Annotated in this window: 11 protein-coding genes and 1 riboswitch; of the genes, 5 read left to right on the top strand and 6 right to left on the bottom strand. The window is 71.3% G+C overall.

Annotated features, from left to right (window positions below):
* The first annotated feature begins 26 nt into the window (after positions 1-26).
* On the top strand, positions 27-545 hold the full coding sequence (locus ACIOGX_RS25540) for a DoxX family protein (RefSeq protein ID WP_356515761.1): 519 nt from the start codon (positions 27-29) through the stop codon (positions 543-545).
* Here ACIOGX_RS25540 and ACIOGX_RS25535 read toward each other — a convergent pair.
* Positions 452-715 (bottom strand): hypothetical protein, encoded by a 264-nt coding sequence (locus ACIOGX_RS25535; RefSeq protein WP_401916504.1) that lies wholly within the window; start codon positions 713-715, stop codon positions 452-454. The genes ACIOGX_RS25540 and ACIOGX_RS25535 overlap by 94 nt on opposite strands.
* The gene (locus tag ACIOGX_RS25530; protein ID WP_401760482.1) at positions 702-2,057 is read right to left on the bottom strand and encodes a PspC domain-containing protein; all 1,356 of its coding nucleotides are present in this window, start codon (positions 2,055-2,057) and stop codon (positions 702-704) included. The genes ACIOGX_RS25535 and ACIOGX_RS25530 overlap by 14 nt, the downstream gene beginning before the upstream one ends.
* A 251-nt stretch (positions 2,058-2,308) precedes the next feature.
* Between ACIOGX_RS25530 and ACIOGX_RS25525 the strand changes: the two genes are divergently transcribed.
* Both ACIOGX_RS25525 and ACIOGX_RS25520 read left to right on the top strand, forming a co-directional pair.
* The gene (locus ACIOGX_RS25525) at positions 2,309-3,604 is read left to right on the top strand and encodes a PspC domain-containing protein (protein WP_356515765.1); all 1,296 of its coding nucleotides are present in this window, start codon (positions 2,309-2,311) and stop codon (positions 3,602-3,604) included.
* Between the two features lie 87 nt (positions 3,605-3,691).
* A complete protein-coding gene (locus ACIOGX_RS25520; protein WP_383964734.1) occupies positions 3,692-4,414 on the top strand; it encodes a LuxR C-terminal-related transcriptional regulator in 723 nt (240 codons plus the stop codon).
* A gap of 144 nt (positions 4,415-4,558) precedes the next feature.
* Here ACIOGX_RS25520 and ACIOGX_RS25515 read toward each other — a convergent pair whose 3' ends face one another.
* A complete protein-coding gene (locus ACIOGX_RS25515) occupies positions 4,559-4,936 on the bottom strand; it encodes a hypothetical protein (RefSeq protein ID WP_356515769.1) in 378 nt (125 codons plus the stop codon).
* Between the two features lie 282 nt (positions 4,937-5,218).
* Positions 5,219-6,259 (bottom strand): NlpC/P60 family protein, encoded by a 1,041-nt coding sequence (locus tag ACIOGX_RS25510; protein ID WP_384765522.1) that lies wholly within the window; start codon positions 6,257-6,259, stop codon positions 5,219-5,221.
* Between the two features lie 248 nt (positions 6,260-6,507).
* Between ACIOGX_RS25510 and ACIOGX_RS25505 the strand changes: the two genes are divergently transcribed.
* Positions 6,508-6,861: a hypothetical protein gene (locus ACIOGX_RS25505; RefSeq protein WP_401916499.1), complete on the top strand. Its 354-nt coding sequence runs from the start codon at positions 6,508-6,510 to the stop codon at positions 6,859-6,861.
* Positions 6,862-6,879: 18 nt separating this feature from the next.
* Here ACIOGX_RS25505 and ACIOGX_RS25500 read toward each other — a convergent pair whose 3' ends face one another.
* Complete coding sequence (locus ACIOGX_RS25500) at positions 6,880-8,124, bottom strand: NlpC/P60 family protein (RefSeq protein WP_401916496.1); 1,245 nt, start codon at positions 8,122-8,124, stop codon at positions 6,880-6,882.
* A 7-nt stretch (positions 8,125-8,131) separates the two neighbouring features.
* Positions 8,132-8,295, bottom strand: a riboswitch (cyclic di-AMP (ydaO/yuaA leader).
* A gap of 261 nt (positions 8,296-8,556) precedes the next feature.
* On the opposite strand from ACIOGX_RS25500, the gene ACIOGX_RS25495 reads away from it, so the two are divergent.
* Entirely contained in the window at positions 8,557-11,100 is a 2,544-nt protein-coding gene (locus ACIOGX_RS25495) for an ATP-dependent DNA helicase (RefSeq protein WP_401916493.1), read from the top strand.
* Positions 11,101-11,210: 110 nt separating this feature from the next.
* Here ACIOGX_RS25495 and ACIOGX_RS25490 read toward each other — a convergent pair whose 3' ends face one another.
* The gene (locus tag ACIOGX_RS25490; RefSeq protein ID WP_401916490.1) at positions 11,211-12,995 is read right to left on the bottom strand and encodes a M23 family metallopeptidase; all 1,785 of its coding nucleotides are present in this window, start codon (positions 12,993-12,995) and stop codon (positions 11,211-11,213) included.
* Positions 12,996-13,217 lie beyond the last annotated feature (222 nt).

Genomic DNA, 13,217 nt, shown 5'->3' with positions numbered 1-13,217 from the left:
CGTGGGACAGGAGAGGCGGACCAGCGATGACGCATGGCTACCGGACGGACACCTACGGGCGGCTCGGTGACGAGCGGACGGGGTGGCGCGAGAACGCCTCGCGCTACGCGCTCCTGCCGCTGCGGATCTTCCTCGGCGTCACCTTCATCTACGCGGGGATCGACAAACTCACCCAGAACGGCTTCTTCTCGGCGACCGGCACGGGGTCCGTCGGCGAGATGATGCGGGCCGTCCGGGACAGCTCGGCCATCCCCGCGCTGGTGGATCTGGCGCTCAAGAGCCCCTCGGGGTTCGGATACGCCATCGCCCTCGGCGAACTCGCCGTGGGGCTGGGCACGCTGTTCGGGGTGCTCGCCCGGCTCGCCGCGTTCGGCGGCGCCCTGATCTCGCTGAGCCTGTGGCTGACGGTCAGCTGGCAGAGCACCCCGTACTACTACGGCAACGACCTCGCCTATCTCATGGCCTGGCTGCCGCTCGTGCTGGCCGGTGCGCCGGTGTTCTCGCTGGATGCCGTCCTGGCCGGCCGGCGGCGGCGTATCCGGTAGTGCGTCCAGGCGACGACGGACGCCAGGAAGAGGCCGCAGAAGACCAGCGGGAAGGCCACGAACCACGGCGTGTGCCAGGTGCCCGCGCCGTCGCCCGCGTACAGCACGGCCGTGCCGAGCATCGTCAGCCCCACGAACAGCCGGCCCGGTCTGAAGTCATGACGCAGCACGGGTCACCTCCACCTGGCCGACGCCGATTTCGAGCCGCAGCTCCAGCGCCCCCGCCGGGGCGGACCCGGCGCGCGGCGACAGTGTGCGCTGCCGCGACTGGTCCGGGGAGATGTTCACCTCGTCGGGCGGCTCCCCGGGGAGGCTGATGTCCCCGAAGCCGGCCGTGGCCCGCACCTTCACCGTCACTCCTTCCGGTACGACGACCTTGAGCTGCCCGGCGCCCACCTCGGCGGACGTACGGACCGTCTGCCCCCTGGGGACGGCGAGGCCGGTCAGATCGAGGGTGGCGATGCCCGAACCCAGCTCGTACCGGGGCTCCACGGACGCGACGGCGGCCGGGGTCCACTGCCGGCGGCCCCACTCCGTCGTGATGTCCTTGGGCACCGCCGCGCTCGCCGCCAGCAGCCCGGCCGTGACCATCGCCAGAAAGATCGTGCCCAGGCCCGTACGGCCCAGGAAGCTGCTGACCACCAGCCCCAGCCCGAGAACCGCGAGCGCGGCGGCCAGACCGATCTCCAGGCTCGTGCCGAACGGCCGGCTGTCCCACGTCAGGCCCATGCCGAGTCCGCCCGCCAGCAGCGCGAACAGGAACACGGTGCCGCTGATCCCGCGCGGGCCCCGGGGGCGTGGCGTCCGTATCGACAGCGGGGTCGCGCCGTCGCGCCGCTCCCGGCGCCCCTCGGCGACTTCCGGCGGACCCCACAGGTAGTCCGCCTCGGCCGGGCGGCCCGGCACCCGGCCCGTGGTGCCGTCCTTGACGATCGGGTCACGCCACCAGGAGGGGGCGCCGCCCGGCGTCGGCGGCGCCTGGGTCTCGGGAGGCGCCTCCGCCGTGGCGTGCGCCGTCGCCGAGTCGGGGGACATACCGGCGGGCGCGGTGAGGCGGCGGCGCTGCGACCAGACGGCCGAGCCCACGACCGCGATCGACAGCATCGTGGCGAAGTACAGCGTGCCGTCGTCGCCCAGCATGGACAGAAGCAGTCCGCAGCCGACCAGCGCGAGCAGGACGGCGATCAGCGACGAGCCGTCGACCCGGCCCGACAGCAGCCTGCGCAGCTCGTTCTCGTCCTCGCCGTCCAGCGGGATCAGCAGCCAGGCGAAGCCGTAGAAGATCAGCCCGATGCCGCCGGTGACCGTGAGCACCCCGATCACGATCCGGAAGATCACCGGATCGATGTCGCAGTACCGCCCGAGACCGCCGCACACCCCGGCGACCATCTTCTGCCGGTGGCTGCGCCGCAGGTCCGGGGTAGGAGGACGGGACGGCGCGGTGCCCGTACCGGCGCCGGGGGCCGGTGCCGGGGGCGGCGCGGCGGGCGGCGCGGGGGACGGCTGGGTCATACGTCCATGGTGACGGCGCGCGGGCGTGGGCTCCAGCGCCGCCGACCCCGGTCTGTCCCTGATATTGCCCCAGGCCACGCCCCTAGGTATCCGCCTCAGCCCGCCCCAGGAGCGGCCTGAGAGCGCCTGGGAGCACTCCCCGGGCATCTCCCCGCACCCTCAGTGACCCCTCAGGTATCCCCAGGTCTCAGGGTCGCCTCAGGGGTCCGACCCTGATGTCCCCCACACCGCGCCATGTGACCATCAATGACATGCCAGCCGCCCCGCCACGCGCCGCGACCTCAGCCTCCCGCGCCCCCCTGTCCGAGGAACCGGCTCCGCGCAAGCTCTACCGCAGCGTGGACGGGCGGATGCTCGGCGGGGTCGCGCGCGGGCTGGCCGGGCATCTCGGGCTGCCGATCGTCTGGGTACGGCTGGTCTTCCTCGGTCTCCTCTTCGCGCAGGGCCTCGGCGCGCTGCTCTACGCCGTCTTCTGGATCGTCGTACCGCTCGGTGTCGGCGGTACGACGGCCGAACCGCGCACCCTCTTCGAGACCCGCCCGGACGGCCGGCGGCGGCTCCGCACACCCGACGCGGGCCAGATCTTCGCGCTCGTCGCGCTGCTGATCGGCGCGTCCGTCTTCGTCGGCAACGTCAATCTGGGCGGCAACAACGCCGACCGCTACATATGGCCCACCCTGCTGATCGGCGCGGGCGTCGTCCTGGTCTGGCGGCAGGCGGACAACGCGCGCCGCGCCCGCTGGACCGAGGTCGGCAGGCGCCCCCGGATCTTCCAGCTCGCCCGCGGTCTCGCGGGCGTCGCGCTGGTCGGCCTCGGCCTGACCGTCTTCATGGTGGTGCGCGGCGCGGCGGCCCAGTTCGGCAACATCCTGACCGGGGCGATCGCCGTCATGGCCGGGGTCGCCCTGCTCGCCGGTCCCTGGCTCGTACGGATGACGCAGGACCTCTCCGAGGAACGGCTGATGCGTATCCGCGCGCAAGAACGGGCCGAGGTCGCCGCGCACGTCCATGACTCCGTGCTGCACACCCTCACGCTCATCCAGCGCAACGCCGACGACGGGGGCGAGGTCCGCCGGCTCGCCCGCGCCCAGGAGCGGGAGCTGCGCGCCTGGCTCTACAAACCCGAGGGCACGGGCAAGGACGAGGAGGACGAACCCACCACCCTCGCCGAGGCGGTGAAGCGCACGGCGGCGGAGGTCGAGGACTATCACGGGGTCCCGATCGAGGTCGTGGTCGTGGGCGACTGCCCGCTCGACGAGCGGCTGGCCGCGCAGATGCAGGCCGCGCGCGAGGCGATGGTCAACGCCGCCAAGTACGGTGGCGAGGGCGGTGCCGTACAGGTCTTCGCGGAGGTGGAGGGCCGTACGGTCTTCCTCTCCGTACGGGACCGGGGCCCCGGCTTCGACCCGGACGCGGTCCCGGCCGACCGGATGGGCGTACGGGAATCGATCATCGGCCGGATGCAGCGCAACGGCGGCACGGCGCGGCTGCGTTCGGTGCCCGGCGGCGGCACGGAGGTCGAGTTGGAGATGGAACGGGCAGACTGAGGGCGGGTGCCGGGGCCCGGCCCGTGCGAGCGGCCCGCACCACCGGTGTGTATCAGCGGCGAACGACTAGGGCGAGGGACAGAGAGCATGAGCGAGGGCGCACAGGCCGGGGCCACCGGTGCGGAGAGCGGCGGCCGGGCGGCGGACGGCCGGCGCGTACGGGTCGTGCTCGTCGACGACCACCGGATGTTCCGTACCGGAGTGCAGGCCGAGATCGGCCGTACGGAGGAGACGGGCGTCGAGGTCGTCGGCGAGGCCGCCGATGTCGACCAGGCGGTCACCGTCATCACGGCGACCCGGCCCGAGGTCGTGCTCCTCGATGTCCATCTCCCGGGCGGCGGCGGTGTGGAGGTGCTGCGCCGCTGCGCGCCGATGATGGGCGCCGTCGAGCGTCCCGTGCGCTTCCTGGCGCTGTCGGTCTCGGACGCGGCCGAGGACGTGATCGGGGTCATCAGGGGCGGCGCCCGTGGTTATGTCACCAAGACGATCACCGGCACGGACCTGGTCGACTCGATCTTCCGGGTGCAGGAGGGCGACGCGGTCTTCTCGCCCCGGCTGGCCGGCTTCGTCCTGGACGCCTTCGCCTCGACGGACGCGCCGCCGGTGGACGAGGACCTGGACCGGCTGACGCAGCGCGAGCGCGAGGTGCTGCGGCTCATCGCGCGCGGGTACGCGTACAAGGAGATCGCGAAGCAGCTCTTCATCTCGGTGAAGACCGTCGAGTCCCATGTCTCGGCGGTGCTGAGGAAGCTCCAGCTCTCCAACCGGCACGAGCTGACGCGCTGGGCGACGGCGCGCAGGCTGGTCTGAGCCTCCGCGCCGTCCGGTCCGGGACCGCGTGCTGTCCGGTCCGCGTGCTGTCGGGTGTACGTGCTGTCGGTGTGCGTGCCGTCCGGTGTACGTGCTGTCGGGTGTACGCGCCGTCCGGTGTGCGTGCTGTCCGGGCCACGCGGTCTACGAGCAGTGCCACTCGGTGACGTATGTCCGGTCCCGGTACTCCATCACGCCGCGGATGCACTCGCCCGGCGCGGTGTTGAGCCTGCCGGTCCGTTCGGCGCGGCCGTGCCAGGTCTGCTGGGTGCCCAGCCAGCCGGGGAACGCGGTGATCCGGTCGTCCTTGCGCTGGTAGCCGAGGCGTACGGCGACACCGGGCCGGCCCTGGTACTGCTCGTAGCGCACGGTGAACGGTCCCACGCCGCCCACCGGGCCCTCGATACAGAGCCGGCCGCCGGAGAGATCGCCGCACCCCCGCGGAGTGAGGCCGACCGGCGCCAGGACGAAAAGTGCGCCGACGGCGAGAACCGTTCCTCTGACGGCGTTGGCTCGTCTCACGGCTCCCCCTTCAGGGCAGACGGGATGCTGCGCCCATCGTGACCCGGGGAGGGGCAACCGGCACTCCGGTGTGGGCCGTTCGGCGACTCCGGAGTTGCGGGACTCTGAGGACAGGGCCTAGGTCCTGTCCGGTCGATCTTCGTGGATCAGCCCGGGACGTCTGGCGCGGTGGATCGCAAGGCGGAGGATCGGCCTCGTACTGGACGTACTTGGCCGACTCCGACAACGCGGCGAGGCGCCGTGCCAGGCGTTCCGGGCCCACGAAGATCGGCCGGACAGGGCCTAGGCCGGCCTGCTGGCGCCGGCGAACGGCATCTGGTCGAGCGGCGCCAGCCGGACCGCCGAGCCCGGCCGGGGGGCGTGGATCATCTGCCCGCCGCCGACATAGATCCCGACATGGCTGATGCCGGAGAAGAAGAACACCAGGTCACCGGGGGCGAGATCGCCGCGTGAGACCCGCTGGCCCGTGCTGATCTGGGTGTAGCTGGTGCGGGGGAGGGAGACACCCGCGGAGCGCCAGGCGGCCTGGGTGAGCCCGGAGCAGTCGAAGGCACCGGGTCCGGTCGCGCCCCAGACGTACGGCTTGCCGATCGCCCCGTAGGCGTAGGCGACGGCCGCGGCGGCACGGGGGTTCGGCGCCCGCACCGCGCCGGGTGCGAGGGACGCGGCGTCCTGCCGGCCCTGGCCGCCCCGCTGGTCGTACTGGGCGCGCTGCGGCGCGGTGAGGCGGTCGAGCAGCCGCTGGGCGGAGCCGATCTTCTCCTGGACGGCGGACTTGTGCCGGGCCAGCTCGGACTGGGAGGCCCTCAGCTCCGTGAGCCGGCCGTCGGCGCGGGCGCGCAGTTCGGCGATGCGGGCGAGTTCCCTGCGGATCGCGGCGATCCTGGCGGCCTGCCGGGAACCGGCCCGTTCGGCGAGCGAGGCCCCTTCCAGGTACTCCTCGGGGGAGGAGCTGAGCGCGAGCTGTACGGCGGGGTCGAGGCCGCCGGCCCGGTACTGCGCGGAGGCGATCGAACCGAGCGCGTTGCGCGCGTTGTTGAGCCGTTCCGTCCTGCGCGTGGCCTCGTCCCGCAGATGCGTGAGCGCGGTACGGGCCTTGTCCGCCTTCACCTTCGTCCCGTTGTACCGCTCGGTGGCGGTCTCGGCCTGCTCGTACAGCGCGTCGACCTTGGCCTTGACCTGGGCCGGGGTGAGCTGGGGCTCGGCGTGTGCGGGGCCGTCGAAGGCGGTGACGGTCGCGGCCCCGGCGAGTGCGAGAGTGGCGGCGGTACGGCCGGCGGGGCCGGTGAGCGTGCGCTGTCTGGGCTTTCGGTGCGCTGCCACGGGGGTGGATCCTCTTCCCTAGTCGGTCACGGTGGGTCATGGCCGGTCGCCAGGAGAAGGACGCTAGGGCGCAAGGTCACAGTCCGGCCTCGGCATGGCCGGTATTGGCGAGAGGTGGCAGAACAGGGCCGGGTTGTGACCGGCATGATCGCGGTCTCGGAAGCCCTTTCCGTCCGGACCCGACCGATATCGGAACAGAGCCCCACCTCGCCGCTCGGTGGTGCTATGGCCCTCGATAGGGTCCGGACATGGACGTACTCATCAATGTCTTCGTCGCGCTTCACATCATCGGCATAGCCTCGCTGCTCGGCGGCTTCCTCACTCAGATGAAGTCGATGAGCACGGGGACGGCCCGCTTCAACAAGGCGATGCTGCACGGCGCGCTGACGATGCTCGTCACGGGCGTGGCCCTGGTGGGCCTCAACCAGGCCGACGACCAGACGGTGAACAACATCAAGGTCGGCATCAAGCTCGCGGTGCTGGTCGTGATCCTGGCCGTGGTGTACGTGAAGCGCGACGACGAGACCGCCCCGAAGCCGCTGTTCGGCGCGGTGGGCGGGCTGACGATGGTCAACATCTTCATCGCCACGCTCTGGACCTGACAGGGCCCCGGGGCCCTGTCAGGCGGGGCGGACGCTTCCGTAGATCGGCATGTAGTAGATCGACTCCTCGCGGACGTTCGCGCCCGGCTTGGGGGCGTGGATCATCATGCCGTCGCCGATGTAGATCCCGACGTGGCTGATGTCGTCGTAGAAGAAGACCAGGTCACCGGGGAGCAGATCCTCGGTCGCGACGCGCGTGCCGGCCTTCACCTGGTCCCAGGTGGTGCGCGGCAGCTCCACGCCCGCCTCCTTCCAGGCGGCCTGGGTCAGGCCCGAGCAGTCGTACGAGCTGGGTCCCGTGGCGCCCCAGACGTACGGCTTGCCTTTCTGGGCGCGGGCGAAGGAGAGGACCTTGGCGGCCTTGGTGGCGTAGCTGCCGTCCGAGGCTCCGGTGCCGCCGCTCGTGCCGGTACCGGTCCCGGTGCCCGTACTGCCCGAGCCCGTACCTGTACCCGAGCCGCTGCCCGTACCCGTGCCCGAGCCGCTGCCCGAGCCCGTACCGGCCGCCGGGGCCTGAGCCTGCCGCTCCTCGCGCTTGCGCTCGGCCTCCTGCTTCGCGCGGGCCTCCTGCTTCGCCCGTGCCTCCGCCTTGCGGCGGGCCTCCTCTTCCTTCTTGCGCTCCAGCGCGGCCAGCCGCGCCTTCTCCTCCGTGGTCAGCTTCGACAGCAGCGCACGCGCCGCGCCGAGCTTCTGCTGCACGTTCTGCTTGCTGGTTCGCAGCGCGGCCTGCGAGGCGGTGAGCGACTCCAGGTCCTTCGACGCCTGCTGCCGCTTCTTCGCGGCGTCGGCCTGCTGCGTCTGGTAGTCGGTGAGGACGCCGCGCTGGCGCTCCGTCAGCCGGTCCGTCACCTGCTTCTGCTCGAAGAACGACTGCGGGCTGTCCGCGAACAGCAGGGCGGCGGTCGGGGTGACCGCGCCTTCCCGGTACTGCGCGGCCGCGAACGAGCCGAGCGTACGCCGGGCCTCGTTCAGCTTGTCCGCGCGCTTGGCGACCTCGTCGAGCACCCGGTCGACCGCGCGCTTCTGCTTCTGCGTGGCCTCTTTCGCCCGGTTGTACTTCTGCGTCTCACTGCCGGCCTGGCGGTACAGATCGTCGACCTTCTTCTGTACCTCTTCCATGGACGGCTTCGGATCGACGGGCGCGGCACTCGCGCTCTGCGCCGAGAGCAACGTGACCGAGGCGAGCGCGGCTGTCGTGATCCCGACGGCGGGAGAAGCGGTACGTACTCCGCTGAGACTGCGCGGCTTGCGATGCGACGCCAAGGTCGGCATCTCCTTCCGTGGACCGCCTACCGGGTTAGCTGTCGGGTTCGGGCGGAACGGAAGGCTGCCCTACGGACCTTGAGCGAAAGGCCCGATTCACCCCGGTTGTGCACTGTGGGTCCCCGGTTCCGAACTTCCTTCAGGAAAGTCCGAATTCGACGTGGGCCGCCCGCTTGGCGTGGATCGCCGTTGGGGGTACGGGCTGCCTGATCGAGCACGCTAGCCAAAGTGTGGCGCTGGTGTGAAGGTCGATGGCCGATATGCCCGATACATTTTCGTGACTATTTGCGGGTGCGATGAGTGAAACCGGCCGGTGACGTCCGTTCGTCACGATGGGTGAGCGCGGGGCCGCCTGTGGTGATGGCGACGGCGGCCGGGGAATTCCGAAGGCGGGCGCGGGGTGTCAGTGCGGCGGCCTAGACTCGGATAGCGATGAGCAGCCTCTTTGACGACAGTTTCCTGGCGGACCTCCAGCCCTCCGGCGACGAGCATCCTCCGCCGCCCGAGGACGACGCCGAGCACGCGGCGGAGCAGGTGCCCGACGACCTCTTCCAGGGTGCCTACGACGCGCCCCCGGCGCGGGACCAGTACCACCGCGACGGCGCCCCGCGCACGGTCGTGGACCCCGCCGCGCTGCTCGAAGGGCTGAACGAGGAGCAGCGCGCGGCCGTCGTGCACACCGGCTCGCCCCTGCTCATCGTGGCCGGGGCCGGGTCGGGCAAGACCAGGGTGCTGACCCACCGGATCGCGCATCTGCTGGGCACCCGCAGCGTCCACCCCGGTCAGATACTGGCGATCACGTTCACCAACAAGGCCGCGGGCGAGATGAAGGAGCGCGTCGGCCAGCTCGTCGGCCCGCGCGCCAACGCCATGTGGGTCATGACGTTCCACAGCGCCTGCGTGCGGATCCTGCGGCGCGAGTCGAAGCGGCTCGGCTTCACCTCGTCGTTCTCCATCTACGACGCCGCCGACTCGAAGCGTCTGATGGCCCTGGTCTGCCGCGATCTGGACCTCGACCCCAAGCGGTACCCGCCCAAGTCCTTCAGCGCCAAGATCTCGAATCTGAAGAACGAGCTGATCGACGAGGAGACCTTCGCCGGCCAGGCCGCCGACGGCTTCGAGAAGACACTCGCCGAGGCGTACCGGATGTACCAGGCGCGGCTGCGCGAGGCCAACGCGCTGGACTTCGACGACATCATCATGACCACCGTCCATCTGCTCCAGGCGTTCCCCGATGTCGCCGAGCACTACCGGCGGCGCTTCCGGCACGTCCTGGTGGATGAGTACCAGGACACCAACCACGCGCAGTACACACTCGTACGCGAGCTGGTGGGCCCCTCGGGCGAGGAGAACGACCCGGCCGAGCTGTGCGTCGTCGGTGACGCCGACCAGTCGATCTACGCCTTCCGGGGCGCCACGATCCGTAACATCCTCCAGTTCGAGGAGGACTACCCGGACGCGACGACCATTTTGCTGGAGCAGAACTACCGCTCCACGCAGACGATCCTCAGCGCCGCCAACGCGGTCATCGAGCGGAACGAGAGCCGCCGGCCGAAGAACCTGTGGACGAAGGCCGGCGCGGGCGCCCAGATCACCGGCTACGTCGCGGACACGGAGCACGACGAGGCGCAGTTCGTCGCCGACGAGATCGACCGGCTGACGGACGCGGGCGAGGCCAAGGCGGGCGATGTCGCGGTCTTCTACCGTACGAACGCGCAGTCCCGTGTCTTCGAGGAGATCTTCATCCGGGTCGGCCTGCCCTACAAGGTCGTCGGCGGAGTGCGCTTCTACGAGCGCAAGGAGGTCCGGGACGTGCTGGCCTATCTGCGCGTGCTGGCCAACCCGGAGGACAACGTCCCGTTGCGCCGGATCCTGAACGTGCCCAAGCGCGGCATCGGGGACCGCGCGGAGGCGATGATCGACGCGCTCGCGCTGCGCGAGAGGATCACCTTCCCGCAGGCGCTGCGGCGGGTGGACGAGGCGTACGGAATGGCCGCCCGGTCGGCCAACGCCGTCAAGCGGTTCAACACGCTGATGGAAGAGCTGCGTACGGTCGTCGAGTCCGGCGCCGGGCCCGCGACGGTCCTGGAGGCCGTGCTCGAACGGACCGGCTATCTGGCGGAGTTGCAGGCCTCGACCGACCCGCAGGACGAGACGCGGATCGAGAACCTCCAGGAACTGGCCGCGGTGGCGCTGGAGTTCGAGCAGGAGCGCGGCCAGGCCGCCGCGGAGGCGGCGGGCGACGGCGGGGCCGCTGCCGCTGCCGAAGGCACGGGCGCTGCCGACGCCACCGCCGGTGCGGCCGGTGCGGTCGCCACGACCGGTACGCTCGCCGAATTCCTGGAGAAGGTGGCGCTCGTCGCCGACTCCGACCAGATCCCCGACGAGGACGAGGACGGCTCCGGTGTCATCACGCTGATGACGCTGCACACCGCCAAGGGCCTCGAATTCCCCGTCGTGTTCCTGTCGGGCATGGAGGACGGCGTCTTCCCGCACATGCGCGCCCTCGGCCAGACGAAGGAGCTGGAGGAGGAACGGCGGCTGGCGTACGTCGGCATCACCCGTGCCCGCGAGCGCCTCTATCTGACCCGGTCGTCGATGCGGAGCGCGTGGGGCCAGCCCTCGTACAACCCGCCGTCGAGGTTCCTGGAGGAGATCCCCGGACACCACCTGGAGTGGAAGCGGACCGGCGCGCAGATCCCCGCGGGGCCCACGTCCGGGATCGCGTCCTCGCTGTCCTCGTCCTCCGCGCGGTCGAGGGCGGGCGGCGGCCCTTCGGGCTTCGCCACGCGGCGCACCACCGACAAGCCGGTGATCGCACTGGCGGTCGGGGACCGCGTCACGCACGACCAGTTCGGCCTCGGCACGGTCATGGCGGTGACGGGTACGGGCGCGGACACGCAGGCGACGGTCGACTTCGGGGACACGAAGCCCAAGCGGCTGCTGCTGCGGTACGCGCCGGTCGAGAAGCTGTAGGGGGACGGGACGACGTAACGGGCCCCGGTGGGGCGCCCGTTACGTCGGACGTCGGTTCGTACTCGGCCGGACGCGGACCTCGGCCCGATCCGGTCGGCGCGGGGCAGCCGCTACGTCGGGTCGACGCCGTGGCTGCGGAGCCAGGCGAGCGGGTCGATCGCGGCGCCGCCGCCGGGCCGTACCTCGAAGTGCAGGTGCGGTCCCGTGGAGTTGCCCGAGTTCCCCGAATACGCGATCACGTCACCGGCCTTGACCGAACCGGAGCGGATCTTCGTGGTGCTGAGATGGCAGTACCAGGTCTCGGTGCCGTCGGGCGCGGTCACGATCGCCATGTTCCCGTAGGCGCTGTTGTACTGCGTGCGTACGGTGCCGTCGGTCGCGGCCATCACCGGCGTGCCGTACGACACGGGGAAGTCGATCCCGGTGTGGATGGACATCCAGTTGACGCCGGCCTGGCCGTAGCGCGCGCTGAGTCCGTGCTGCGAGACGGGGAGGACGAACTTGGGGCGCTCGGCCTCCTTGCGGGCCGCCTCCGCGGCGCGCCTCTTCTTCTCCGCTTCCTGCCGGGCCTGGAGGTCGATGCGCTCCTGCGTACGGCTGGCTCGGTCACCGAAGTCGCGGGCGTCGGCGTTGAGTGCGGCGAGCTGGGTGTCCAGCTTGTTGTTCGCGGCCACGGGCTTCACGGAGCCGGGATCGGCGGCCGAGGCGGTCGTGGTCTTGTCGGCCTGGGGCTCCTCGCCCGCGCCGAGGCCGCTGACCGAGGCGGCGGCGACACCCGCGACGCCCATCACGCAGGCGGAGGGGACGGCGACCGTGAGGAGCGCGGAGCGCTTGGCGGGGGTGCGGCGACGGCCCCGGCCGCCCGCCGGGCCGCTCCCGGCCCGGCGCTCACCGCGGGGCGGGAGGCTCACGGCGGGAGCGGTCATCGTCTCCGCCATGTGCAGCGGCTCGGCCTCGGGCGCGGCGTCCGTCTCCGTGTCGCCGCCGAGTCCGGCCTCGCCGGTCCCGGACCCCGCGGGCTCTCCGGTCCCTGGGGCCTCGGCGTGCGCGTCGGTTCCCGTGCCCGTCCCGGTCCCGTAGCCGGGCTCCGCGTCGAAGGCGTGTTCAGGCTCCGGCCCGGGGGCGCCGTACTCCGCGCCCGGGGCGGGGTCGTACTGCTCGTACGCGCCGCTGTCCTGGCCGTACTGCTCATGCGCGCTGTCGTACGGGGCGTCGGCCGTCGTGCCGGGCGAGTTCCAGGCGGTGGCGTCGTACGCGCCGGTGTCGAACGCGGGCGCCGCCCACTGCGCGGTCGCCTCGTACCCGAACTGCCCCGCGTCGAACCGCGTCTCCTCGAACGGTGCGGTCTCGAACTGCGCCGCGTCGAACCGCGCGGTCTCGAACTGTGCGCCTGCGAACGGAACGGCAGGGTCGAACGGTGCGGCGATGGTGTGGTCCGAGACGCCGTACGCGAACTGCGTGGCGTCGAACTGACCTGTTCCGTCAGTCCCGTTCAGCGGGTCACCCTGGTGCGCCTGATGCGACAGGTTCGCCTGATTCGCCTGGTTCCAGGCATCCGCGTCCCACTGGCCCGTGACGTCCGGCTCCGCCGACTGGCCCGGGATGCCCGGGGTCTGCTGATAGCCGTTGTCGGGCGCGGTGGTGACGGTGGCCCACTGGCCGCTGGTGTCGTACTGCTCGTACTGCGGCGCGGCGTAGGTGTCGTACGCGGTCGCGGTCGTCTGATGGGCGCCGGTGTCCCACTGTGCGCCGTCGTACTGGCCGGACGTGGCCTGGGGGCTGTCATAGCCGGCCGAGCCGTCCGGGAGGGAGCCGAAGAGTGGGTCGGTCTCGAAGCTGCCGTTCTGGTAGCCGTCATATGCGGCGTACCCGGCGTGGGCGTGCTGGTCGTTCACCAACTTCTCTCTCGCCTCGGCAGCAGAACCAGGGTTTCCTCCGGGAGCCTGTCCGATGGACCGGTCCCCTGAGTGAAAGCAGTGGCCGCGACTGTACCCGGCGGTATAGGACGGCGACAATCTTCGGCAGGTTTTGCGTTCCGTTGAAACGGGCATTCGGCCGTGTTTCGGCGGACGACGGGCGCAGACTTGGCCGTACGTTCGATAAATGTTCGAGACGGG

It is taken from the genome of Streptomyces sp. NPDC088147, assembly GCF_044741565.1.
Classification (GTDB): Bacteria; Actinomycetota; Actinomycetes; order Streptomycetales; family Streptomycetaceae; genus Streptomyces.
Note: the sequence above shows the minus strand (reverse complement) of the source record. Positions and strands in the feature narration are given on the sequence as shown.